General features: G+C 62.9%; 20 protein-coding genes and 1 tRNA gene. 16 read left to right on the forward strand and 5 right to left on the reverse strand.

The window, feature by feature from the left end:
* Window positions 1-45: 45 nt before the first annotated feature.
* Entirely contained in the window at window positions 46-666 is a 621-nt protein-coding gene (locus V8U06_RS15935; protein ID WP_226919200.1) for a GntR family transcriptional regulator, read from the reverse strand.
* A gap of 426 nt (window positions 667-1,092) precedes the next feature.
* On the opposite strand from V8U06_RS15935, the gene V8U06_RS15940 reads away from it, so the two are divergent.
* From V8U06_RS15940 to V8U06_RS15965, 6 genes are all read left to right on the forward strand, one after another.
* Window positions 1,093-2,352, forward strand: coding sequence for a ferredoxin reductase family protein (locus V8U06_RS15940; RefSeq protein WP_226919199.1), 1,260 nt, complete (start codon window positions 1,093-1,095; stop codon window positions 2,350-2,352).
* 103 nt (window positions 2,353-2,455) lie between these two features.
* Window positions 2,456-5,788: a c-type cytochrome gene (locus V8U06_RS15945; RefSeq protein WP_427141488.1), complete on the forward strand. Its 3,333-nt coding sequence runs from the start codon at window positions 2,456-2,458 to the stop codon at window positions 5,786-5,788.
* Window positions 5,789-5,857: 69 nt separating this feature from the next.
* A complete protein-coding gene (locus tag V8U06_RS15950; RefSeq protein ID WP_427141489.1) occupies window positions 5,858-6,745 on the forward strand; it encodes an OmpA family protein in 888 nt (295 codons plus the stop codon).
* Window positions 6,745-8,340, forward strand: a complete 1,596-nt coding sequence (locus tag V8U06_RS15955; protein ID WP_427141490.1) for a caspase family protein — start codon at window positions 6,745-6,747, stop codon at window positions 8,338-8,340. Before V8U06_RS15950 ends, V8U06_RS15955 begins: the two co-directional genes overlap by 1 nt.
* Entirely contained in the window at window positions 8,340-9,932 is a 1,593-nt protein-coding gene (locus V8U06_RS15960) for a caspase family protein (RefSeq protein WP_226919195.1), read from the forward strand. The genes V8U06_RS15955 and V8U06_RS15960 overlap by 1 nt, the downstream gene beginning before the upstream one ends.
* Before the next feature lie 146 nt (window positions 9,933-10,078).
* Window positions 10,079-10,154 (forward strand) — tRNA-Lys (locus V8U06_RS15965).
* 343 nt (window positions 10,155-10,497) lie between these two features.
* Here V8U06_RS15965 and V8U06_RS15970 read toward each other — a convergent pair.
* Window positions 10,498-10,848: a hypothetical protein gene (locus V8U06_RS15970; protein ID WP_427141491.1), complete on the reverse strand. Its 351-nt coding sequence runs from the start codon at window positions 10,846-10,848 to the stop codon at window positions 10,498-10,500.
* A gap of 293 nt (window positions 10,849-11,141) precedes the next feature.
* Here V8U06_RS15970 and V8U06_RS15975 point away from each other — a divergent pair, with 293 nt between their 5' ends.
* Window positions 11,142-13,217 (forward strand): ATP-dependent nuclease, encoded by a 2,076-nt coding sequence (locus V8U06_RS15975; RefSeq protein ID WP_427141492.1) that lies wholly within the window; start codon window positions 11,142-11,144, stop codon window positions 13,215-13,217.
* A 121-nt stretch (window positions 13,218-13,338) separates the two neighbouring features.
* Here the strand turns inward: V8U06_RS15975 and V8U06_RS15980 are convergent, their stop codons facing one another.
* Together V8U06_RS15980 and V8U06_RS15985 are read right to left on the reverse strand one after the other, a co-directional pair.
* Window positions 13,339-13,602, reverse strand: coding sequence for a type II toxin-antitoxin system RelE/ParE family toxin (locus tag V8U06_RS15980; RefSeq protein ID WP_427141493.1), 264 nt, complete (start codon window positions 13,600-13,602; stop codon window positions 13,339-13,341).
* The gene (locus V8U06_RS15985) at window positions 13,592-13,861 is read right to left on the reverse strand and encodes a type II toxin-antitoxin system ParD family antitoxin (RefSeq protein WP_427141494.1); all 270 of its coding nucleotides are present in this window, start codon (window positions 13,859-13,861) and stop codon (window positions 13,592-13,594) included. Before V8U06_RS15985 ends, V8U06_RS15980 begins: the two co-directional genes overlap by 11 nt.
* Window positions 13,862-14,093: 232 nt before the next feature.
* On the opposite strand from V8U06_RS15985, the gene V8U06_RS15990 reads away from it, so the two are divergent.
* Window positions 14,094-14,843, forward strand: a complete 750-nt coding sequence (locus tag V8U06_RS15990) for a cytochrome c biogenesis CcdA family protein (RefSeq protein WP_226919193.1) — start codon at window positions 14,094-14,096, stop codon at window positions 14,841-14,843.
* 98 nt (window positions 14,844-14,941) lie between these two features.
* Window positions 14,942-15,904 carry an AEC family transporter gene (locus V8U06_RS15995; protein ID WP_427141495.1) on the forward strand — a complete coding sequence of 321 codons (963 nt, stop codon included), beginning with the start codon at window positions 14,942-14,944 and terminating at the stop codon, window positions 15,902-15,904.
* On the opposite strand, the gene V8U06_RS16000 is transcribed toward V8U06_RS15995, so the two are convergent.
* Complete coding sequence (locus tag V8U06_RS16000; RefSeq protein WP_427141496.1) at window positions 15,872-17,068, reverse strand: UbiH/UbiF family hydroxylase; 1,197 nt, start codon at window positions 17,066-17,068, stop codon at window positions 15,872-15,874. The two genes, V8U06_RS15995 and V8U06_RS16000, sit on opposite strands and share 33 nt — an antisense overlap.
* Before the next feature lie 243 nt (window positions 17,069-17,311).
* Here V8U06_RS16000 and pcsA point away from each other — a divergent pair, with 243 nt between their 5' ends.
* From pcsA to V8U06_RS16035, 7 genes are all read left to right on the forward strand, one after another.
* The gene (pcsA, locus tag V8U06_RS16005; RefSeq protein ID WP_226919190.1) at window positions 17,312-18,037 is read left to right on the forward strand and encodes a phosphatidylcholine synthase; all 726 of its coding nucleotides are present in this window, start codon (window positions 17,312-17,314) and stop codon (window positions 18,035-18,037) included.
* Between the two features lie 78 nt (window positions 18,038-18,115).
* Window positions 18,116-19,087 carry a quinone oxidoreductase family protein gene (locus V8U06_RS16010; protein WP_427141497.1) on the forward strand — a complete coding sequence of 324 codons (972 nt, stop codon included), beginning with the start codon at window positions 18,116-18,118 and terminating at the stop codon, window positions 19,085-19,087.
* 44 nt (window positions 19,088-19,131) lie between these two features.
* Window positions 19,132-20,706, forward strand: coding sequence for an ABC transporter ATP-binding protein (locus V8U06_RS16015; protein ID WP_427141498.1), 1,575 nt, complete (start codon window positions 19,132-19,134; stop codon window positions 20,704-20,706).
* A complete protein-coding gene (locus V8U06_RS16020) occupies window positions 20,696-21,790 on the forward strand; it encodes an ABC transporter permease (protein ID WP_427141499.1) in 1,095 nt (364 codons plus the stop codon). Before V8U06_RS16015 ends, V8U06_RS16020 begins: the two co-directional genes overlap by 11 nt.
* Complete coding sequence (locus V8U06_RS16025; protein WP_427141500.1) at window positions 21,790-22,710, forward strand: ABC transporter permease; 921 nt, start codon at window positions 21,790-21,792, stop codon at window positions 22,708-22,710. The genes V8U06_RS16020 and V8U06_RS16025 overlap by 1 nt, the downstream gene beginning before the upstream one ends.
* A gap of 48 nt (window positions 22,711-22,758) precedes the next feature.
* The gene (locus V8U06_RS16030; protein ID WP_427141501.1) at window positions 22,759-23,829 is read left to right on the forward strand and encodes a BMP family ABC transporter substrate-binding protein; all 1,071 of its coding nucleotides are present in this window, start codon (window positions 22,759-22,761) and stop codon (window positions 23,827-23,829) included.
* 204 nt (window positions 23,830-24,033) lie between these two features.
* The gene (locus tag V8U06_RS16035; RefSeq protein ID WP_427141579.1) at window positions 24,034-24,738 is read left to right on the forward strand and encodes a FadR/GntR family transcriptional regulator; all 705 of its coding nucleotides are present in this window, start codon (window positions 24,034-24,036) and stop codon (window positions 24,736-24,738) included.
* Window positions 24,739-24,744: the final 6 nt, after the last annotated feature.

Here is a 24,744-nt window from a genome sequence, read left to right on the forward strand (position 1 = left end):
CATTCTCATCAGAAAAGGGCGGTCTTCGGGCCGCCCTTTTCGTTTTCAGCCCGAGAGATAGTCGAGAAGATCCGTCATCGCGCCCGCGGCGGCGGCGCCGTCGCCGTTGCGGATGGCGCGGATGACCTTCACATGCAGGTCCACCGAGCGGTCCATGTGCCGGTTGTCGGCGCGCGCGAACCACAGGCGGCGGGCATGGGTCTGCAAGGGGGCGAGGGCGGCGGTCAGGAATCGGTTCGGGCAGGCCTCTTCGAGAATCTCGTCGAACGCCTTGTCGGCGGCGAGGAACCCTTCCATGTCGGAGCGGATGGAGCAGGCGGTCATCGTCTGAGCGCAGGCGACGAGCTGTTCGCGATGCCGCTCGTCCGCGTGATCGGCGACGAGGCTGGCGGCCAGCGGCTCCAGTTGCCGGCGCGTCGTCATTACCTCGGCGTGGTCTTCCGGCCGAATCGCCGCGATCTGCAGGCCGGCGCGCGGGCGCACGGCAATCAGGCCCTGCCATTCGAGCTTCTGGATCGCCTCGCGCACCGGCGTGCGGCCAAGGCCCGCAAGGTCGATCAGCTGGCGTTCCGTCACCATCGAGCCGGGTTTCAGCTTGAGCGTGACGATGAGCCCTTCGAGGGTGAGATAGGCGAGGTGGGCCTGCGAAGCCGCGGTTTCCGTCATTCCAGAAGTCCAATTGATATATCACATGCTGCCATGTCGCAAAACGGATGGCAAGCCGACTGATATATCAGAGACGGCGGCGCGGCGGACGGGAGGGCCATTTGCCTGCTTTTGAAGGCCTTGGCCGGTTGTCCTGGTGGATGGCTTGCGGAGGAGCGCCGGCGCGTCGGCCGTCGCATAGCGTGAAGAAACGGGCGGCGGAAGACAACCTGCGATAAGGGATCTGTGCCGTTTCGCGTCTATTTCTATGTGTCTCGTTCCATTGCCATATTAGGCTTTTGCCGCAGTTTTTTCTGCCTTCGGAAAATGCACCCGAATAAAGCCGTGGGGCCGTCCGTCGATAGGAGGATTGCGGTTGACGAATGCCATGGGCCTTGCCAGCATGCCCACGCTCGGACCGTCCAGTTGCATTTGTGGGGGCATACGTTGACTGCGGGTTCAATCGTCGCGACACTTTTGATCGTTTTCGCCGGTCTGCTGGCCGTACCGGCCGTCAGCCATACCAATCTCGGCACCACGCTATCGCTGATGGCGTCGTCCATGGCCTTTGTCGCCATGGGCATCGCGCAGTTCATGGCGACGCGCCCGCCGTTCATCGAGAAGCTCTTTGGCGGCCTCGACCGTATCTACCAGTTCCACCGGAAGATCGGCATCGCGGTGCTCTGTCTTATCCTGGTGCACTATTTCGTGGCGCCGGACTTCCAGGGGCTTTCCCTGACGAGCGGCCTCAACGTGCTCGCCAAGACCGCGGGCGAATGGGCCTTCTACGGCTTCGTCTTCCTGCTCATCTTCAGCCTGGTGAAGGTGATCCCCAAGACGCGCTTCCAGATTCCCTACCAGTACTGGCGCATCACGCACCGTTTCATCGGCCTGCTCTTCGTGCTGGTCGCCTTCCACCAGATGTTCATCAAGCGGCCCTACGAGGGCACCGCGCTGCTGGCAACCTATCTCAACCTCTTCGCGCTGATCGGCATCGCCAGCTACGCCTATACCCAGCTTCTGCCCTGGCTGCGCACGCGCAAATACGAGGTCGCCGACGTGGTGCGCCACGACGGGGCGACGATCATCACGGGCAAGCCGAAGGGGCGCAAGCTCAACGCGATGCCCGGCCAGTTCGGCTTCTTCCGCGTCGACAAGTCGGGCCTGCGCGAGCCGCATCCCTTCACCATCGCGGGCATCGATGACGACGGCACCGTGCGCTTCGCCATCAAGCCGCTCGGCGACTATACCAAGGCGCTGCGCGAGGGCGTGGCGGTCGGCGACGAGCTGACGCTGGAAGGCGGCTACGGCCATTTCAATCACAAGCGCGGCGGCAAGAAACAGATCTGGCTTGCCGGCGGCATCGGCGTCACGCCGTTCCTCGCCATGGCGAGCCGGCTGAAAGGCGACGAGGGGCAGGATATCCACATGGTCTACTGCGTGCGCGACGGCGCCGAGGCGATCGGCCTCGATACCTTCCGCGCGCAGGCCGAAAAGCTCGAGAACTTCAGCTTCGTGCTGCACAACTCGGCAACCGACGGCCGCTTCGACGCCTCGAAGCTCGTCTCCGGCACCAGCATGAATCCGGCGGAAGCCGACCTGTGGTTCTGCGGCCCGCCGCCGTTGCGGATGGCCATCGAAAAGGGATTGAAGGAACTCGGCAAGGCCCCGCGGCGAGTCGAGTTCGAGCGTTTCGAGTTCCGGTAAAGGCAGTTCCCGAAGAAACTGCAAAACGGTTCTTCATCCGGAATTGTGTGAAAGTCGACTATCCAGCCGGTGCGCCGGCCTCTTGGAGCGAAGGGAACAAGCCATGCGCGTGTTCAGCACATCATTCATCCGACCGGGCACGCGCTTTGCCGCCGTGCTCGGCCTTGCCATGGCGGTCTTCTGTCCTGCCGGGGCGTTCGCCATCGACCAGTTCGCTTCGGATGCCTATGGCACCTACAAGGGCGACCCGGAAAACGGCAAGGTCCTGTTCGGCGCCGCCGGCTGCGGCGCCTGCCATGGCTCCGGCGACAATATCGAACTGCTGTCCGGCGGCATGGAAATGCAGACCGCGATCGGCAAGTTCTTCGCGCCGAACATTTCCGCCCATCCGAACGGCATCGGCGGCTGGTCCAATGCGGACTTCCTGAACGCCGTGATGGTCGGCCTCAAGAAGGACGGCGACAACCTCTATCCGGTCATGCCCTACACCTCCTATGGCGGCATGAAGCCGGAGGACGTACTGGATATCAAAGCCTATATCGAGACGCTGCCGCAGTCGGACGCCGCCTCGAAGGAACACGAGATCGCCTTCCCCTTCAGCCGCCAGACGACGATCACGCTCTGGAAGCGCAGCCACTTCACCGTGCCGGCCTTCCAGCCGCGCGAGGAAACGCAGATGGAGCGCGGCCGCTACCTCGTCGAAAATGTCGGCGGCTGCGGCGATTGCCACACCCCGCGCACCACGACCTACGGTCTGGATCTCGCGCGCGCCTATGAGGGCGAGAAGGGCCTGACCGGCGCCGTCGCGCCCGATATCACCAAGGCCCGCATGGGCGGCCTTGCCTCGCACGAGGTCTTCACCAAGGGCCTGATCGAGGACGGCAAGAAGCTTTCCGGTTCGCCGCTCTCCGATCCGGTCATGCGCCGCATCGCCCACGGCCTTTCGGCGCTCTCCGACGAGGACAAGCAGGCGATGTACGCCTTCCTTTCGGATCGTGAAGTCAAGGTGACGCCGGTCGAGACCAGCCCCACGCCGGTTTGCAGCGAGGCGACGGCCGAAACCGCGCTCGGCGCGGGCGGCGGCAATGCCGAGCTCGCCTCGGCCGCGGATGCCTTCATCGGCAAATATTGCCGCAACTGCCATGGCCCGGGCGAAAGCTCGCAGGGCTCCTTCCCCTCGGGCGACCTTGCCTCGATCGCGGCCAACGCTGCCTTCGTGACGCCGGGCGATGCCTCCAAGTCGCTGCTCTACACCTCCGTCACCAGTGGTCGCATGCCGCTCGGCAAGCGTCCCGCCGATGCCGAAGTGCAGGGCCTTGCCGACTGGATCAACTCGCTGAGCCAGTCGGCCATTCCGACCGCGGTCTCCGCGACGAAGACCGAGCGCGCCCGTCCGATGTTGAAATATCTCGACTTCGTGGAACTTGCGCTACGCGATATTTCCAAGGTCGACGAGCACGACCAGCCGTTTATGCGCTACTTCAGCTATCGCGACCAGTATAACGGCATGATGAGCTGCGAGACGCACGAAACCTTCCTCAAGCGCATGAAGGTTCTCGCCGGTGGCTTCAAGAAGCTCCTGAACTCGCTGTCCTACGGTCCGGAACTCGTCCTGCCCGAGGAAGTGGAAGGCTCGGACGGCCTGCTCGTTCGCGTCGACCTGCGCGATCTCGAATGGAGCCAGGAAGACTACGACTTCCTGATCAACGAGTACTTCTATGGTGTCGATCCGCAAAGCGATGCGCAGCTGCATTCGCTCGCCAAGGCGACCCAGACCCAGCTTCCGATCATGCGCGTCGACTGGTTCATGAGCAACGGTGCCCGGCCGAAGGTCTACAACCGCCTCATGAAGTTGCCGACCAACATCATCGAGCTGGAAACCCGCTTCGGCGTCAACGTCAACCAGAACATCGAACGCCGCCGCATCGTTCGCGCCGGTTTTGCCGATGGCTCCTCGGGCGTTTCCGACCATAACCGCATGCTCGAACGTCACGACATGCCCTTCGGTGGCTACTACTGGAAGTCCTACGACTTTGCGGGCGATGTCGGCCGCCAGGTGCTCAAGCGCTTCCCGGCAGGTCCCGACGGCGTTCGTCTCAAGGCCGGCCTGCTCCCCTTCGAGCATGACGGCGGCGAAATGATCTTCTCGCTCCCGAACGGCATGCAGGGCTACTATCTCTCGACCAACAAGGGCGACCAGCTCGACGTCGGTCCGACGACGATCGTCTCCTTCCGCAAGCGGCCGATCGGCAAGGGTGTCGAGATCGTCAATGCCCGTTCGTGCTTCGACTGCCACTTCGACGGCATCCTGTCCAAGCGCGACCAGCTGCGCGAGCATATCGAAACCTCCACGCTGTTCTCCAAGGACCAGCAGGACGAGTTGCTCGCGGTCTACGTGCCGCAGGAAGAACTGAACGAGGTCTACAAGCGCGACACGGACCGCTTCGTCGCCGCGCTCGACCGCCTCGGCATCACCGAACCGACCTCCGGTGGTGGCAAGACGGGCCTCAAGGCACCCGGCGGCGCGGAGATCTTCACCTACTTCGCCGACAAGTACGAGGATGAGCTGAACTTCGAGCAGCTGGCTTCCGAGTTCGACATGACGCCGGAAGAGTTCGCCTCCGACATTCGCCGCCTGACCGACGTCGACGCCCTGCGCATCGGCATCGACTGGGTCGCGACGCTCGAATCGGGCGCCACGGTTCCGCGTGTCGAGGTGGAAGAACAGTATGCCTTCATGCTGGAACCGCTGCTGCAGCTGCGTCCGCTGAAGCGCGGCGTCAACACCGAGGTGGCGGCCACGAACAATGGCTATGTCCTGCCGAAGGTCGACAACACCGCATACCAGCAGCCGGAGCAGAAGCAGGACCAGCAGGCCTACCAGCAGCCGGACCAGACGCAGCAGGGCCAGACGCAGGGGCAGGCCTCCGGCACGGACCAGTATGCGACGCAGACCAACACGGCCTATGTCGTTCCCGCCTACAAGCAGGACGATAAGGCCCAGGCCGACAAGGTGAAACTCGCCTTGCATGTGCCTTCGACCACGGCCAAGGTGGGTGACTATCTCAGCTTCGAGCTGAGCACCAACCATGCCTGCGAACTGCAGGTGGTCTATGTCGAGGATACCGGCAATGTCGAGATCATCCCGGACGTGATGGTCGGCAACACGACGCTGAACCCGGGTGAGCGCCGCCTCATTCCGCAGCCGGGCACCGGCAACCTGACCTTCGATTCGCCGTCTGCCGGCGAAACGATGATCGCCGTGTGCAAGATCGGCGGCCTCGGCGACCAGAAGCTGACGGCGGAAAAGGCCAAGGAACTGGTGGCAAGCTCGAAGCAGCCGGCGACCCGTGGCCTCAGCGTCAACCTCGCCAAGCAGGCCGAGCAGAGCAACGGCGCGAGCGGCATCCAGATGGTGACGTTCGAGATCAAGTGACGAACAGGGCAGGGGCTCTCGGGCCCCTGCCGTTCTTTTGGGACTATGGGGGCTGAACCGACAATGTTGATGCGATCCTTAGCGGCGACACTCTTCGTCCTGGCCGGCGCCGCACCGGCCGCCGCGGCCTGCGACGCCATGACCGGCGTCACCGAGGCGTTCAACGCAGGCGACGAACAGCAGGCGAAGTCCTTCGCCGCGACGGCAGGGACTGCGAATTGCACGGCGGACGAGCGCGCGCTCGTCGGTCGCATCGCCTCGCTCACGGCCTTCAACAACATCGCGGCCGATGTCGGCAATGGCGGCCAGCTCTCCAGCCACCGGCAGGCGCTGGAAGCGCTCAGCGACAATTACGGTGGCCCCTGGCAGGTCTTCGACGCGCTGGGCGATCTCGCCCGCGAGCGCAAGGAGTACGAGGCCGCCGCGAAATTCTACCAGATCGCGCTGGAAGACGGCTCGAACAAGACGATGACGCCGGACTGGATGGCGCCGGACGAACAGTACATCCTGCGTCTCGACAAGCTGGCCGGCGAAATGCGCCTTGCAGCGCCGCGCCCGGTCAAGCTCGCCCTGCGCGGGCCCTGCAAGGTCTCCTTCCGCGGCGTGTCGATCAAGAAGAAATCGACGCCGGTGCGCTATGTCTTCGGCACGGCTGATTTCACGCCCGAGGGCATGGAGGCGGCAAAGGACGTCTGGGAATGCCTGAAGTCGGTCAAGCCGGCCTCGATCAAGCTCATCGGCCACACCGACCCGGTCGGTTCGGCGGACGCCAACTACAAGCTTTCGCTGGCCCGCGCCGAAACGCTGAAGGTCTATCTCGCCAATGCCGGCTATGCCGGCTCGATCACCACGATCGGCAAGGGCGAGGACGAGCCCTTCAAGCCGGACGATGCCAGCGCCTACGACACGGAGACGCGGAACCAGCTCAACCGCCGGGTGGAAGTGGACGTCGACTGATGAAGGCAATTCCCCGGCTTCTCGCGCTTTCCCTCGCCGTGGCGCTGCCCGTTCCCGCCTTCGCGGCGCAGACCTATGCGCTCGTCGTCGGCGTCGACCAGTATCCGAACGATGTCAGCCTCGACGGCGCGGTGCGGGATGCGGAGGACGTCTACCGCTCCATGAGCGCGGCCGGCTTCAAGGTCGTCAAGTTCACCAATGATCAGGCGCGCAAGGACGATATCCGCAAGGCCTGGACGGACATGGTGGCGGAAGCCGCCTCCGGCGACACGATCATCTTCACCTATGCCGGCCACGGCGCGCAGATGCCGGAACTCATCGCCGGCGACGAGGCGGACGGGCTCGACGAGTTCCTGCAACTGCCGGGCTTCGACCGCAACCGCTATCAGGAAACCTCGAACGAGATCATCGTCGACAACGAGATGAACGCCTGGTTCGCCGAGGCCGAAGGCAAGGGCGTGCATGTGCTCTTCGTGTCCGACAGCTGCTTTTCCGGCGGCATGAGCCGGTCGATCAAGGGCAAGAGCCGGCTGGCGCCGGCCGTCAAGGTCAAGCTCGCGCCGCCCTCCCAGGAGGCGATCGACGGCGCGAACCTCAAGGACAATGCCTTCAAGCAGGTCACGGTGCTCGCCGCCTCGCTGGAAAGCCAGCCGACGCCGGAGGTCATCATCGACGGCGAGCCGCGCGGCGCGCTGAGCTGGAGCTTCGCCCGGGCTGTAGAGGGCAGCGCCGACCGCGACGGCGACGGCATCATCACGCGCATCGAGCTGGAGGACTACATCTTCTCCAACGTGAAGAACCGGTCCGAGGCGCTGCAGGTGCCGAACTTCATGCCGCAGGTCGCCCGCTCTGAGAGCGAAGTGGTCGTGCGGCTGACGCGCGGCATTCCGGTCGAGACCGCGACGGCCGACACCGGAACGGCGGCCGGCACCGCGACGACGAACGATACCGCCAGCACCACGGCAACCGACAAGGCGATCAAGCCGGCGAGCGATCTCGGCTGGACCGGCAAGATCGCGTTGCAGATCGACGGCGAGGCCAAGCGGCCGGCCAGGGCCGACGGCACCGGCACGCCCTTCCGCTGGGACGTGGCGAGCGGCGTGTTCTACACGCCGAACGGCGACGTCGCCGCCGAAAATGTCGGTCAGGACCGCATTCAGGCCGTGGTGGACAAATTCGTCCTGCTCGATTTCCTGAAGGCCATGGCAAGCCAGAATCCCGGCTCCGTCTCGCTGACGCCGGCAAAGGACATCTACGCCGCCGGCACCCGGCTGCGCTTCGACGCACCGCCCGGCCGCTATCCGAACATGCTCGTCTTCAACCTCGCCAATACGGGCGAAGTACAGTTTCTCGACATGCAGGCGGCGGGCACCAACAGCTCGCAGTTCAAGCTGACCGATGTCGAGGTGGTCAAGCCCTACGGCGCCGACCATCTGATCACCATCTGGACCACCGAACCGGTCGACGCCATCGGCGCGGTGCTCTCCGACCGCAACGTCAACGCCGCGACGCTGCTCGATGCGCTGAAGACGCGCCTCGACGGCAAGGAGGCGAGCGTCGCCATTCAACCTCTCTACACGCGGGAAACGCTCTGATGATCCGTTACGCCGCCGCCCTCCTGCTGTCGCTTTCGGCCCTCTCGGGCGCGAAGGCCGCCGACCGTGCCCTAGTCATCGGCATCGGCACCTATGCCTCGCTGCCGGAGAAGATGTTCCTCGAAGGGCCGAAGAACGATGCGCCGCTGATCGAGAAGTTCCTCAAGGAAAAGCTCGGTTACCCCGCCGATTCGATCCGCGTGCTGCGCGACAAGGAAGCCACCCGTGCCGGCATTCTCGCCAGCATCGATGAATGGCTGATCAACGGCACGCAGCCCGGCGACCGCGTCTATATCTATTTCTCTGGCCACGGCCTTCAGGTGAAGGATGTGAGCGGCGACGAGGAGGACGGTCTCGACGAGGCGCTCTCGACCTATGACATCGCCGCCGGCGACGGCGACTGGACGAATGTCATTCTCGACGACGATATCGACGCGATGCTGGCCAAGCTGAAAGACCGTGCCGTCTCCATCGTCATCGACGCCTGCCATTCCGGCACGATCTCGCGTTCGCTTTCCACGCAGGTGGGCGAGGCGATGGAAAGCGCGCGCTTCCTGCCGCGTCCCCATGCGAAACCCGTGGAGCAGGTGAAGACGCGCGGCCTGCGCGTCGACGTCGCCGTGGTCGACAAGCCGGAAATCGCGAAGCAGAACGGCGTCGAAGCCTGGAGCGCCGCCTCGTCCTACCAGGTCGCCTGGGACGATACCCGCCTGCCGCCGGAAGAGCGCCACGGCGTCTTCACACTCTCCTATGTCAACGGCCACGAGATTTCCGCCGCCGACAGCAACGGCAACGGCATCGTCTCCAATGCGGAGCTGCTGGAGTTCGTGAAGAAGCAGTCGCAGACCTATTGCGCGGCGCAGAGCGCCTGCCAGGGCCTCGACCCGCAGCTCGAGGTCAACTACGCGCTACTCGGCGCCAGCGCCGTCACGCCCGCCGACGCCGGCACGGGCCAGCAGACGCAGCAGTACCAGCAGCCGCAGACGGGTGGCGACACCCAGCAGCAGACGCCGGATTACAGCCAGCAGCAGACCCAGAGCGCGAGCTACGGCAAGGTCGAAGAGGTGAAGGTCGAAAACACCGCGCAGACCGCCTATGTCGCGGCCGATCCGGTCGACGCCGTAGGCGATATTCTCGGCAAGCCGCAGACCGGCGACGTCAAGGTGGCGCTTTCCTCGGACTACCTGAAGAGCGGCGATTCCTTCCGCATCACCGTGACGAGCACGACGAGCGGCCACCTCATTCTCTACGATGTCGCCAAGGACGGGAAGGCGACGCAGATCTTCCCGAACGAGGCCGCCAAGAAGATCACGCCGCTGACGGCGAATTCCCCGCTGACCATCCCGGACGACTACTACGGCTTCGATTTCGAGGCCGACGGCCCGAGCGAGAACGTCCTCGTCGCCATCGTCGTCGCCGACGACGTCGACCTCACCAAGGTCGCCCCGAACGACTATGGCCTCACCAAGGAACTCGACGCTCGCACCACCATCGCCGAGATCGCCGACACCCTGAAACAGACCTGGACGCGCGACACCGAAAACCGCAGCGTGAACTGGTCGCTGGGTCTGTTGAAATACCAGGTCTACTGAGCAAAACGGCCGCCTTGTTTCCTTGGCGAGGCGGGGCGGCAGAAGGCCTTTGCAAAAGCTGTTTTTCCATGCATTTTCTGGGTTGACCGGACCAAACCTCCTGCCTATGTTCCGCGCACTTCCGCGGGGCTTGGTTTCCCGCCTGGGAGCGCGTAGCTCAGCCGGTAGAGCAACTGACTTTTAATCAGTAGGTCCAGGGTTCGAATCCCTGCGCGCTCACCACTCGAACCCTCGATCCCGCTGGTTTTTCAGGCTTTCCCGCCGATCCCATTCGACCGTCCGACCTTTTTACGACATTCGTCCGACATGTCCGATGGCGAAATGTCGGACGAATGTCGGACGGTTTTCGCGCGCTACGCGGCCTCCTGCGCCTGCAGCCAGTCCACCATCTTGTCGATGCCGTTGTCGGCCATCTCCTGGTGCAGGGCGAGGTAGTGCTTCAGAATTGTATTGATGCTTCCAAAGCTGTGGCCGGTGATTGCCGCGATCTCGTAGGGGGTGGCGCCGCGCTAGCCTTGGTATAAAAGGCCGGGGCAACGACAGAGCGGGAACGGCTGCGGGAAACTTAAGCAGGCCGATCGAAGAAGCGGATGTAGTCGCCGGAGCGGAATTCAAGCAGGGCCCTGTCGATCGTTTCAAGGAACCCGCGGTCGCGTGACGTTGCCTCTCGGATTCGGAGCGCGCCGTGGGGAGGTACGTCGAACGGTACACCAACAACGGTGATCTCAACGTTGCCGATATAGATTACAAATCGGTAGAGGGCACAGTTCCATCTTGCGGCGACCACATTACTCAAGTCAGTGATGACGGGTTCTACTTCGCGATACAGATCGTTGAACGGCACTGCATTTTTGAGCCCGAGCGCAACGATCACTATGGGTGCCTCATTCTTCGCGACGTAGAGGACAACCATCATGTTGACCGCCTGACGGCATGTATGCGCGCACCTTCATATAGGGCCGGCTAGCCATAGCTGGGTCGGATCGAGGCTGAATATGAGAAAGCGAAGCGTAAACGTGACGCTCCGAAGCTGGTAGGCCGGACCCGGGTGCTGTTGGCCGCGAATAAGGCGCCGGGATCAAGTATATGAAATGCCAAGGATGAGAAGGGGGCCCATCGCTGGGTAAAATGTACTGCCGCTGTTTGATAGCCCCTCTAGACAACCTACGGCACGTCGGAGACACTTCCCCTCAAAGTTGAGGGGCCGACATGCGCTACACAAAATTTCGCATTCAAAATTTCAAAGGTATTAAAGATACAACAATCGATTTGAGTTCAAGCGCTGGGGCGTCGGTTTTTCCGCTTGTTGGGTTGAATGAGAGCGGCAAGACAACCATTCTGGAAGCAATCTACAGCTTCTCGCCCGACCTCGGCACACGGGATTTGATAGACCGCGGCGTGTCTTCTGAAGACGATAGTGTTCCTAGGCACCTACTATCCAGCTTCACCGGCACAATCAGCGTAGCCGCGACTCTTGCCGTTGATGAACATGACCGCAAATTTATCACGCGGATGCTTGCGCCCGAAATTACCTTAGAGAACATTCCAAATGAAATCACAATGTTCAAGGAGAGGAATTACAAAAATGGCGACAAACAGGCGTCGAAAGACCGAATTGAGCCGCTACTTAGAGTAAAAAAGAAAGGGGAACGAAAATTCAGAACCCCAAGCGATGAAGAATTTGCTAAAGTGTGGCGATGGATATTTTTTAGAATACCAAGCATAGCTTACTATCCGACTTTTGTATTCGATTTTCCTAAAAAAATATACTTGAGTGGAAAATTTGGAGCGAAAGATTCTTTGTATCGACGGGTATTTCAAGATATTCTTGATCAAGATGGGCAGGGTCACACCATTGATGAATCCATCATGCAGAGAGTTCAAAATGAAGATTTTGTTCTCTCTTGGACGAGCTTTCTTTCACTTTGGTCCAACCATCGCGATCGCGACAAGATACAGCAAGTTATGGATAGGGCGAGCTCTATAGTAACAAAATTTGTTCTTGGAAGGTGGAATGAAATATTTGGAGAGAAGTCCGCCGGTAAGGAAATAGTGATTAGCTACGATGTAGTGGAAGGTGAGGAGATAAATAAAGCAGGTGTTTCCGAGAAGACGCAAAAACATAATGTTGTTATAAAATTCAATATACGTGATGGAACACGACGATTTGAGGTTAATGACAGGTCTCTAGGCTTTAGGTGGTTTTTCGCTTTTATGCTGTTTACACAGTTTCGGGTGGCACGGGACACTGTCCGCCCAGTGTTGTTCCTTTTCGACGAGCCCGCGGCGAATTTGCATGCGGCCGCCCAGCAGAAGCTTATCGACAGTTTCCCAGAGATCGCGAAACATCAGCACGTTCTGATATACACAACGCATTCTCATTATATGATCGAGCCGAAGTGGCTTGAGCAAACATTCATTGTCACTAATAGGGCAGATGCGCCGGCGTCTTCGATTATGGACGCTGTATCGTTAGACGACGAATCGCTCGATATTCAAGCAACAAAGTACCGTACCTTTGTAAATGAACACCCCAGTCAGACAAGCTACTTTCAGCCAATTCTCGACAGATTGAATGTCGTTCCTTCCAAATTTGATAGCAGAAAGCAATCTGTAATACTCGAGGGTAAATCCGACTATTACATCATGAGATATGCTAGCCGGCTCATGAATATGAAGGATTTAGCTTTGCTGCCTGCTATGGGGGCGGGGACGCTGGACGCTCTTCTCAGCATTCATATGGGATGGGGGCTCGATTTCCTCTTCATTCTCGATTCTGACAAGCAAGGAAAGGCAGAACGGGAGAGATATTTGACCGAATTCGCCGTTCCTCCAGCTGATATTGTGGGGATTGGTGATCTGGTACCTGGCCTCGCTGAAATTGAGAATTTGCTGGATAAAGCTGCCCTAGACCTCATAGCTGCGGAAGTTGGCTCGACGACGAAACCGACGAAAAATCAGATTCGTCGATTTTTCCAAGAACGCTTAGCAGCCGACAACGTTGTTGAACTCTCTCCAAAGTTTAAGGACGATGCGAAAAAACTGCTTGAGGCCGTACAGAAGTGCTTAAGTCAGAAAGGCTCCCAATATCTTCGACCGCCACCCTTTCAAGTTCCGACAGCCCCACCGCTGTGGGGGCGCTGGCCGCGAAGGCGAGTCGATCCGCGGGACGGACAGCGTATAGCCGCCCTACCGCCTGATCAGCGCGCAGCCAAGCAGTGCGAGTTAGCCGACTGTCGCGGTGAAGGTAGCGGCAACTTGCTGGAGCAGAGTGCAGGTTGGTGATTGACATCACGCGTGGCCACGCAGAAACGCGCGGCCGCGCTGGGGCGTGGTCATGATGGTCATGTTGGGATGTGGCGGTTGGCGGGGTGGACATTGCGTGCCAGCAGTCTAGCTCAGCTCCTCAGGCGATGTGAATGTCGCCATCGTCGGTATCAGGCGTGGTCTCGTACAGAATGACATACGGCGCTTCGACCAGCATGCGGGCCGAGCGGAAAATTTCCGTATGACGCTCGCCCAGGCGCGGATGCTCCCTTAAAAGCTCGGCCTTATTGCGGAACCGCTCGAAATAGCGTTCGGCGGCCTTGGGTTGCTCTCTGCCGATCTCGACGTAGATAGCCTTCACGTCGGCGCGGGCCTTCGGGGGCCAGAGAAGTTTAGCGGGCATGAGGCTTTACGGACGTCAATTCCTTGCGGGCCTCGTCGCGCAGTTCATCGAAATCGACTTCGGTCGCTTCGCCGCTGGCCTTGCCTTCTTCCCACATGGCTTTCAGCGTGGCGATGTTGCCGCGTCGCTGCTGCCATTCACGCAAAGCCTCGCGAATGACCTCGCTGCCACTGGCGTAAGCACCGCTCGCCACGGCATTGCGCAGCAGATCGGCATGCTGGGTCGTCATCGAGACGCTGATCTTTTCCACATTTGCCATGATTTTACCTCCGCAGACTTTCGGTAGTAATAATTACCACCAGGTGGCGGGCGCGGCAAGTTTTCCATGGAGGGTAGGTCCGCAGGTTCCCCACACCTTCCCCCAACGACATTTCGCCGCGTTCTCCAAAAGGTGATTGGCAGGAGAGGGTGGGCGGGGCTATCTGAGGGCGCAAATGGAGATGCGGGCGGGCTGCCGTAATCGCTTCCTCCGGTCGTCCTGGAGTAACCCCTTGTCGATTGCCGATATTTCCCTGTTGAGCGCGCTTCTTGCCGGCGCCCTGTCGTTCCTGTCGCCCTGCGTGCTGCCGCTCGTGCCGCCCTACCTGTGCTACATGGCGGGCATTTCGGTGGACCAGTTCCGCGGCAACGAGGCGGTTGCGGTGCGGCGGGATGCGCGGGGGGCGGTGCTCCTGGCGGCGTTCTTCTTCACGCTCGGCTTCGCCACGGTCTTCATCGCGCTCGGCGCGGGGGCTTCGACGATCGGCATGGTGCTGCGCAGGCATCTCGATGTGCTCGCGCAGATCGGCGGCGTCATCATCATTCTCATGGGGCTGCACTTCCTCGGCATCCTGCGCATCGGACTCTTCGCGCGCGAAGCGCGGTTCCAGGGCGGCGGCAAGCCGGCGACGGCCTCCGGCGCCTATGTCATGGGGCTTGCCTTCGCCTTCGGCTGGACACCCTGCATCGGCCCGGTTCTGGGCGCGATCCTCGGCGTTGCCGCCGCCCGCGAGACGGTGGGCGACGGGGCCGCGCTGCTGGCCGTCTACTCGCTGGGGCTTGCCGTGCCGTTCTGGATCGCCGCCGGCTTTTCCGGCGCCTTCATGCGTTTCCTCGTGCGCTTCCGCCGCCATCTCGGCACGGTGGAGAAGCTGATGGGCGTGCTGCTCATCCTGACGGGCCTCGCCTTCATCTTCGGCTATATCAGCGCCGTCGCCATCTGGTTCCAGCAAACGTTTCCCATTCTCTCGCAAATCGGCTAGAGCATCTTGAGCCGGTGCGGCGCCGCGCCGGCGTCGCATCCGGCGACAAAGGGAATGCCAGGGCATCGGCCCGATCAGGCGGGAGCAGGCTTCAGCCCATGGCGGACATCATCGGACTGGTGCTGCCGTTCTTCGGCATGATCTTCCTCGGTTACGTGGTCGCGCGCATCACGAAGCAACCGGTGGAAGCGCTCGGCTGGCTCAACACCTTCATCATCTACATCGCGCTGCCGGCGCTGTTCTTCAAGCTGGTGGCGAAGACGCCGATCGAGCAATTGACGCGCGTCGATTTCATCCTTGCCGATATCGGCGCGACCTATCTCGTCTTCACCCTGATCTTCGCGGTCGGCCTGTGGCTGCGCCGCGCGACCATCGGCGAGGCGACGATCCAGGGACTGGCGGCGGCCTATGGCAATATCGGCTATATGGGGCCGGGGCTCGCCTTGCTCGCCTTCGGCGAGCCGGCGGCGGTGCCCGTCGCACTCGTCTTCTGCTTCGAGAACATGCTGCATTTCATGGTCGCGCCCGCGCTGATGGCGCTGGCCGGCGGCGAGAAGCGGCCGATAATCGCGGTGATCGGCGGCATCGTGCAGAAGATCGTGACGCATCCCTTCATCATCGCCACGGCGGCCGGTTTCGTCGCCGCCTTTGCCGGCTTCGAACCGCCGCTTCCCTTGCAGCGGTTGATCGACTATCTCGCGCAGGCGGCGGCGCCCTGCGCGCTCTTTGCCATGGGGGTCACGCTGGCGCTTCGCCCGCTGAAGCGGGTGCCGGTCGAAATCGGCTATATCGTGCCGGCAAAGCTGCTGCTGCTGCCCGTCACCATGTATCTGGTGCTGGGCTTCTTCGGCAATTTCGATCCGGTCTGGGTGTTCACCGCCATGCTGCTCGCCGCGCTGCCGACGGCGACGAATGTCTTCGTCATCGGCCAGCAATACGGCGTCTGGCAGGAGCGGGCCTCGGCGACCATCCTCATCACCACGGTGCTGTCGGTCGCGACGGTGACGGTCCTGCTCTACCTGATCAAGTCAGGCCTGCTTCCGGGCGACCCGTTCCCGTAGCATGTCGCGCAGGGCTTTGAGCGAGCCGAGCGGCTCGATGCCTTCGCGCATGACGATGCCGCGTAGCGGCCCGAGCGCCGATAACAGATGCAGTCCCGCCGAGCGCAGGAACTGCACGGGCAGGAAATCCGACAGGAGCGAGCGGTTGAGCAGGTCGACGCTGAGCGTGCGCGAGCGCACATCCGCCTGCCGCTTGCGGTCGAAGCGTTCGCCGACGGTGGCCGGCTCACTGGAGAGAGCCTCCCGCAACGCCATGATATCGCGCAGGCTGAGATTGAGGCCCTGCGCGCCGATGGGCGGGAAGGCATGCGCGGCCTCGCCGACCAGCACGAAGCGCCCCTTGCCGAACCGCGCCGCCGTCATGCCCGACAGCGGAAAACTTTGCGCGCCACCCTCGACGGAAACCTTGCCGAGCATGGACTGCATGCGCGCCTCGACCGCCTGGCCGAGATCGGAGGTGGAGAGATCGCGCAGGCGCGCCGCCTCCGCCGGTGGCAGGACCCAGACGAGGCTGGAGCGACGGCCGGGCAGGGGCACCTGTGTGAAGGGGCCGCTCTCGGTGTGAAACTCGGTGGAGACATTGCCGTGCGGGCGTTCATGCGTGAAGTTGAGCACGAGCGCGGCCTGCGGATAGGACCAGGTCTTCACGTCGATGCCGGCGCTGTCGCGGATCTTAGACTTGCGCCCGTCCGCCCCGACGACGAGACCGGCCGTGACGCGCTCGCCCGTGTCGAGCACCAGTTCGACGCCGGCCTCGAACGCGGTTGCTGCCGTCACGCCGTTTTCCAGCCGCGCGATGCCCTGATGCGCGGCGATGCGCGCATCGAGCACGGTCAGGAACGGGGCATTGGGGATGTTGTAGCCGAAGGCCTCGAGGCCGACTTCGCCGGCGCGGAAGGCGACGGGCGGGGCGCGCAGCAGGCGGGACGTGCCGTCGAGAATCTGCATGGTTTCCAGCGCTGCGGCGTGCGGGGCGATGTCGTCCCACAGGCCGAGGGTCTTCAGGAAGGCGATGGACTGGTCCATGAGCGCGGTCGTGCGGCCGTCGCCGGCGCGCGCGGGCGGCGCAATCAGCGCGACGCTGCGGCCCGATTCGGCAAGCGCCAGGGCGGCGAGGCTGCCGGCAAGTCCGGCGCCGACGACCGCGATATCGAATTGTCTCATGACCGACCTCCTGGGCGGGAAGCGTTTCCCACAGATTTGCGCTGCTTCTATCGCGCCAAGACTAGGCCCGCAAAGAGGCAATTTCCATGGGATGAATCGGCGCAGGCCATGGAACCACCCGGCGGCGGGGCGATTTCCACTGGCGATGCCGGGCAATCAATGCATATTACCGGCAGTGACCGCACAAGAGGGCACATCCGGCCACGGCCGGGACAGGCCCCAAGGGATGGACTGCGAACGGCAATGAAGTTCTTCAACTACAAGCGCGTGCCCTACGCGGAAATCCGCGCCTTTTCCGTTCATATCCTGACGGCATCCGGATCGTTTCTCGCGTTTCTCGGCGTCGTGGCCGCCGCCGAACACCGCTTCGTGGACATGTTCTGGTGGCTGGGCCTGGCGCTGCTGGTCGACGGCATCGACGGGCCGATCGCGCGCAAGGTGCGCGTCAAGGAAGTGCTGCCGAACTGGTCGGGCGATACGCTCGACAACGTCATCGACTATGTGACCTATGTGCTTCTTCCGGCCTTCGCGCTTTACCAGAGCGGCATGATCGGTGAGCCCTGGTCCTTCGTCGCGGCGGGCGCCATCGTCGTGTCGAGCGCCATCTACTATGCCGATATGGGCATGAAGACCGACGAATATTTCTTCTCCGGCTTTCCCGTGGTGTGGAACATGGTGGTCTTCACGCTCTTCGTGATCAAGCCAAGCGAATTGACGGCCTCGATTATCGTCTTCGTCTCCGTCTTCCTCACCTTCATGCCGATCAACTTCCTGCATCCGGTGCGCGTCGAGCGGCTGCGCTCCGTCAATCTTGCGATCTTCTTCCTCTGGGCGGCCCTCAGCGGCTACGCGCTTCTCCTGCATTTCGATACGCCCGACTGGGTGGTCTGGGGCGTCGTCGGCACGGGGCTCTATCTCTATGGCATCGGCGCCGTGCTGCAGGCCTTCCCGAATCTTGGCCGCAAGTAGAGCATGTCCAGCCGAAGCGGCATCGCCTCGGTGTCGGACAAGGCGACCAGACAAGAGAACAGAACAACGGAGCATGACATGACCAAGGCGATCGTCGTCCGCAGCCTCGGCGGACCGGAAGTTCTGAAGCTCGAGGACGTGCCGCTGAATGCGCCGGGTCCGGGCGAGGTGCAGATCAAGCAGGCGGCCGTGGGCCTCAATTTCATCGACGTCTATTTCCGCACCGGGCTTTACAAGGCCGATCCGCCCTTCATTCCCGGCAAGGAAGGGGCGGGCACGGTCACGGCGATCGGCGAAGGCGTCACGGATTTCGCCATCGGCGACCGCGTCGCCTATGCCTCGGCCGACGGCGCCTATGCGGCCGAGCGCAATGTCGCGACGAAGCATCTGGTGAAGGTGCCGGACGGCATTTCGCTGGAAACGGCGGCGGCCATGATGCTGAAGGGCATGACGGCGCAATACCTGCTGCTCCAGACCTATCCGGTGAAGCCGGGCAGCGCGATCCTGTTCCATGCCGCCGCCGGCGGCGTCGGCCTCATCGCCGGCCAGTGGGCGAAGGCGCTGGGCGCGACGGTCATCGGCACCGCGGGCTCGCAGGCGAAGATCGATCTCGCGCTCGCCAACGGCTACGACCATGTCATCGACTACGGCAAGGAAGACTTTGTCGCCCGGGTGCGGGACCTGACCGACGGAAAGGGCGTCGACGTCGTCTACGATTCCGTTGGCAAGGATACGTTCCCCAAGTCGCTGGATTGCCTGAAGCCGCGCGGGCTCTTCGTCAGCTTCGGCAATTCCTCCGGTCCCGTCGAGGCCTTCAACATGGGCCTGCTCTCGCAGAAGGGATCGCTCTACGCAACGCGCCCGACGCTCTTCGCCTATATCGCGACGCGCGAGGCACTCGATGCATGTGCAAACTCGCTCTTTGATGTTGTGCAAAGCAACAAAGTGCGTATCAATATTCATCAGACTTATCCGTTGGCGGATGCGGGGCGCGCGCACACGGATCTGGAAACAAGAAAAACAAGTGGAACGACATTGCTCATCCCCTGACAAGCCCCCAATGGGCGCCGGGGCATGAGACGAGAGGGGGCAGAGTGTCAGCCGTTGGAGCACCCGGGGGCAGTCCGTTGCTGGCTGTCCGCAGCCTGACAAAACTTTTCGGTACGTTTGCCGCCTGCAACGGCATCGACCTCGATATCCAGCCCGGCGAAATCCACGCCCTTCTCGGCGAGAACGGCGCGGGCAAATCCACCCTCGTGAAGATGCTCTTCGGCGTTCTGGCCCCGACGAGCGGCGATATCCTGTGGAAGGGCGAATCCGTCCGCATTTCCAGCCCGGGCGCCGCGCGCCGGCTCGGCATCGGCATGGTCTTCCAGCACTTTTCGCTCTTCGAGGCGCTGACGGTGGCCGAGAACATCGCCCTGTCGCTGAGCCCCGGCATTTCGCTTTCCAAGGTGGCGGAAGAGGCTTCGCGTCTTTCCCACCTCTACGGCCTGCCGCTCGATCCGAACGCCCATGTCGCGGATCTGTCGGTCGGCGAGCGCCAGCGCATCGAGATCGTGCGCGCGCTGCTGCAAAACCCCGAACTCATCATCCTCGACGAGCCGACCTCGGTGCTGACGCCGCAGGAGGCGGACCGGCTGTTCGAGACGCTCGCCAAGCTTAAGGCCGAGGGCCGCTCGGTTCTCTATATCAGCCACCGGCTGGAAGAGGTGCAGCGCATCTGCGACCGCGCCACGGTGCTGCGCCACGGCAAGGTCACCGGCGCCTGCGATCCACGCAAGGAAACGCCAGCCTCGCTCGCCCGCATGATGGTCGGCAGCGACGTCGCTTCGGTGAGCGCGGCGGGCACGAACACCAAGGGCGAGGTGCTGCTGGAAGCGCGCCATCTGAGCGTTCCCGCAAGGACGCCCTTCGCCGTCGCACTGAAGAATGTCTGTCTGAAGGTGCGGGGCGGCGAGGTGCTGGCGATTGCCGGCGTCGCGGGCAACGGCCAGGGCGAGCTGTTCGACGCGCTGTCGGGCGAATATCCGGTGGCGGATGCGTCCGCCGTCTTCGTGCGCGGCAAGGCCGCCGGCAATCTCGGCATTACCGCCCGCCGCCTGATGGGCGCGGGCTTCGTGCCCGAGGAGCGCCATGGCCATGCGGCGGTGCCCGGCCTGCCGCTTTCCGACAATCTCGTCCTGGCGCGCAACCAGTCGGACCGCAAGACGTTCCTCTCCGGCGGCGTGCTCGGCATCATCCGCCATGCCGTCGTGCGCATCGCCTCGAAGCGCATTTCCGAAAACATGGACGTGCGCAAGAGCGGCGAGGACCCGGCCGCCGGCTCGCTCTCCGGCGGCAACCTGCAGAAATACATCGTCGGCCGTGAACTCGACCGCCAGCCGGCCGTGCTGATCGTCAACCAGCCGACCTGGGGCGTCGATGCCGGCGCGGCAAGCCGCATCCGTCAGGCGCTGGTGGACCTTGCCAGGGCCGGTTCGGCCGTGCTGGTCATCAGCCAGGACCTCGACGAGATCTTCGAGGTGGCGACGGAAATCGCCGTCATCAGCGAGGGGCGGCTGTCCGACGCCTATCCCGCACGCGAGCTGACGCGCGAGAAGATCGGCCTCCTGATGGGCGGCATGTACGGCAAGACCGAAGGCGAGGAGGCGGCTCATGCGCATTGAACTGGAAAAACGCGCCAATCCGTCCACCTTCTTCTCGCTGCTGTCGCCGTTCCTGGCGCTGGGCCTTACCGTCATTGCCGGCGGCATCATGTTCGCGTTGCTCGGCAAGAGCCCGGGCTCGGCGCTCTACAGCTTCTTCATCGAGCCGCTGCTCGACGTCTGGTCGCTGCACGAGATCGCCATCAAGGCCGCGCCGCTGATCCTGATCGGCGTCGGTCTCTCCGTCTGCTACCGGTCCAACAACTGGAACATCGGCGCCGAGGGCCAGTTCATCGCCGGCGCCATAGCCGGCGCCATCGTGCCCGTCGTCTTCCACGACTGGCATTCCTCGCTCGTCCTGCCGCTGATGCTGATCTTCGGCATGATCGGCGGCGCGCTCTATGCCGCCATTCCCGCCTTCCTCAAGGCGCATATGAACACCAACGAGATCCTGACGAGCCTGATGCTGGTCTATATCGCCCAGCTCTTCCTCGACTGGCTGGTGCGCGGCCCCTGGCGCAGCCCGGATGCCTATAACTTCCCCGTGACGCGCGACTTCGCGCCGGAAGCGATCCTGCCCGAGCTCGTTTCCTCGGGACGGGCCAATCTCGGCTTCGCCTTCGCCGTCATCGCCGCCATCGGCCTGTGGATCATGATGCGCTACACGCTGAAGGGCTTCGAGATCACCGTGCTCGGCCAGTCGGAGCGGGCAGGGCGCTTTGCCGGCTTCTCCTCCAAGCGCATGATCTGGTTTTCCCTGCTGCTGTCCGGCGCGCTCGCCGGCCTTGCCGGCATTTCCGAAGTCAGCGGCACCATCGGCAAGCTGCAGCCGATCATTTCACCGGGCTATGGCTTCACCGCCATCATCGTCGCCTTCCTCGGCCGTCTCAATCCGCTGAGCATCATCGCGGCGGGCCTCTTCCTGGCGCTGACCTATGTCGGCGGCGAGGCGGTGCAGCTGACGCTCAGCGTCTCCGACAAGGTCACGCGTGTCTTCCAGGGGCTGCTGCTGTTCTTCGTGCTCTCCTGCGACACGCTCATCCAATACAAGATCCGGCTGGTCTTCTCCCGCCTCGGCCGGTCCAGCGAAGGCGGAGCGCACTGATGGGCATGATCGAAGCAATCCTTCTGACGGTCATCACCGCGGCGACGCCCCTGGTGCTCGCCTCCATCGGCGAGCTCGTCACCGAACGCACCGGCGTGCTCAATCTCGGCGTGGAAGGCATGATGGTGATGGGCGCGGCCATCGCCTTCGCCGCCACCCAGGTTACCGGCTCGCCCTATATCGGCATTCTCGCCGGCATCGTCGGCGGCGCGCTGTTCTCGCTGCTCTTCGGTTTCCTGACGCTGACGCTCGTCGCCAACCAGGTGGCGACCGGCCTCGCGCTGACCATTCTCGGCCTCGGCGTGTCCGGCCAGATCGGCGAGCCCTATGTCGGCATGTCCGGCGCGAAGCTCCAGCCCATCGAAATCCCTGTCCTCGCCGACATTCCCGTCCTCGGCCCGCTGCTCTTCCGGCAGGACATCATCTTCTACCTGTCGATCGCGCTGGTCATCGGCGTCAACTGGTTCCTGTTCAAGAGCCGTACCGGCTTGAAAATCCGCGCCATCGGCGACAACCATGCCTCGGCCCACGCGCTCGGCATCCATGTCATCCGCACGCGCTACCTTGCCGTGATGTTCGGTGGCGCCTGCGCGGGCCTTGCCGGCGCGCAGCTTTCGCTCGTCTATACCCCGCAGTGGGTGGAGAACATGTCGGCCGGGCGCGGCTGGATCGCACTGGCGCTCGTCGTCTTCGCGTCCTGGCGGCCGTGGCGGGTGCTGCTCGGCGGTTATCTCTTCGGCGCGGTGTCGATCAGCCAGCTGCACGCCCAGGCCTTCGGCATCGGCATTCCCTCGCAGTTCCTGTCGGCTCTTCCCTATGCCGCCACTGTTATCGTACTCATTCTGATATCGCACAATCGACGCATGACGCTGATCAACACGCCTGCCTCGCTCGGCAAGCCGTTCGTGCCCGATCGGTGATGAAGAACAAGAAGACGGGATACAACCACTCCAACCACAGAGGATAAAATGAAGAAAATCATTCTCGCTCTCGCAACCTCGGCCGCGGTTCTCGGCTTTGCCGCCGTCGCCAGCGCCCAGGACAAGACGAAAATCTGCTTTATCTACGTCGGCTCCAAGACGGACGGCGGCTATTCGGAAGGCCACGACCGCGGCCGCCAGGAACTCGAAAAGGCGATGGGCGACAAGATCGAGACCGCCTTCCTCGAAAACGTGCCGGAAGGCCCGGATGCCGAACGCGCCGTCGAGCGCATGGCGCGCTCGGGTTGCGCGCTCGTCTTCACCACGTCCTTCGGCTTCATGGACGCGACGATCAAGGTCGCCCAGAAGTTCCCGGACGTGAAGTTCGAACACGCCACCGGCTTCAAGAGCGCCGAAAACGTCGGCACCTACAATGCCCGCTTCTATGAAGGACGCTACATCCAGGGCGTGATCGCCGCCAAGGTGTCCAAGAAGGGCGTCGCCGGCTACATCGCCTCCTTCCCGATCCCCGAAGTCGTGATGGGCATCAACGCCTTCATGCTCGGCGCGCAGTCCGTCAACCCGGACTTCAAGGTCAAGATCGTCTGGGCCAACACCTGGGCCGATCCGGGCAAGGAAGCCGACGCGGCCAAGGCGCTGGCCGATCAGGGCGTCGACATCCTGACGCAGCACACCGATTCGACCGCGCCGATGCAGGTTGCCGCCGAGCGTGGCATCCACGCCTTCGGCCAGGCTTCGGACATGATCGCCGCCGGCCCGAACACCCAGCTGACCGCCATCGTCGACACCTGGGGCGCCTATTACATCAAGCGCACGCAGGCGGTTCTCGACGGCACCTGGAAGTCGGAGCAGATCTGGGACGGCCTGAAGGACGGCATCCTGACGATGGCGCCCTACACCAACATGCCCGACGACGTGAAGAAGGCCGCCGAAGAGGTGGAAGCCAAGATCCGTTCGGGCGAGCTGCACCCCTTCACCGGTCCGGTGAAGAAGCAGGACGGTTCGGACTGGCTGGCAGCCGGCGCCGTTTCGGACGACGGCACGCTGCTCGGCATGAACTTCTACGTCGCCGGCGTCGACGACAAGCTGCCGCAGTAAGCGGCAACGCACGAAGGAAAGGAAAAGGCGTCTCGCAAGGGACGCCTTTTTCGTGTGTCCCATGGGGATGCGACAGGAACATCCTTTGCGGAATCGGCAGGGCGCTTTATACCTGCGGGATGGTTCCGCAGCAGAAGGAGTGCTTCGGACCGGAGGAGGGGACGATTTTTGCGCAAGGGTCTGCTTGAGACGGTCATCAGCGGGATGAACACGCGCACCAGTCATGCGCAGGTCGTCAACGAGCTGGGCCGGGCGATCATCGCGGGCGAGTATCCCGTGGGCGCCACGCTGCCGGGCGACGCGGAGCTTGCCGCCCGCTTCAAGGTTTCCCGCACCGTGCTGCGCGAGGCTATGAAGACGCTTGCCGCCAAGGGCCTCGTCGTGCCGCGCGCGCGCATCGGCACCCGCGTGACGCCGAACACCCAGTGGAACCTCTTCGACAGCGATATCCTTACCTGGTATTTCGCCGTCGGCATCAACGAGGATTTCCTGCTGCACCTGTCCGAAGTGCGGCTCGCCTTCGAGCCGCATGCCGCGGCGCTCGCCGCGCGCCATGCCACGGAAGCCGATATCAGCCAGATGATGCGGCTCGCCGTCGCCATGGGCGATGCGGAGCACACGGCCGAATCGCTGGCGGTCGCGGACCTGAAATTCCATCTCTCGGTGCTGGAGGCCTCGCGCAATCCGTTCCTGCGCACCGTCGGCAGCCTGATCGAGGCGGCGCTGGTCGGTGCCTTCAAGCTGTCCTCGCCCGCCGACCGGGGCAAGACGGGCGACGTCGCCGCCACCCATATCCGCATCGTCGAGGAAATCGACCGGCGCGACGAGGACGGCGCGCGGCGCGCCATGGAGAATGTCATCAAGGTCGGCCGCGAGCGCGTCGTGCAGGCGCTGCGCGACGGGAAATAACCCGTC

It is taken from the genome of Shinella sp. G-2 (genome assembly GCF_050172695.1).
Lineage (GTDB): Bacteria > Pseudomonadota > Alphaproteobacteria > Rhizobiales > Rhizobiaceae > Shinella.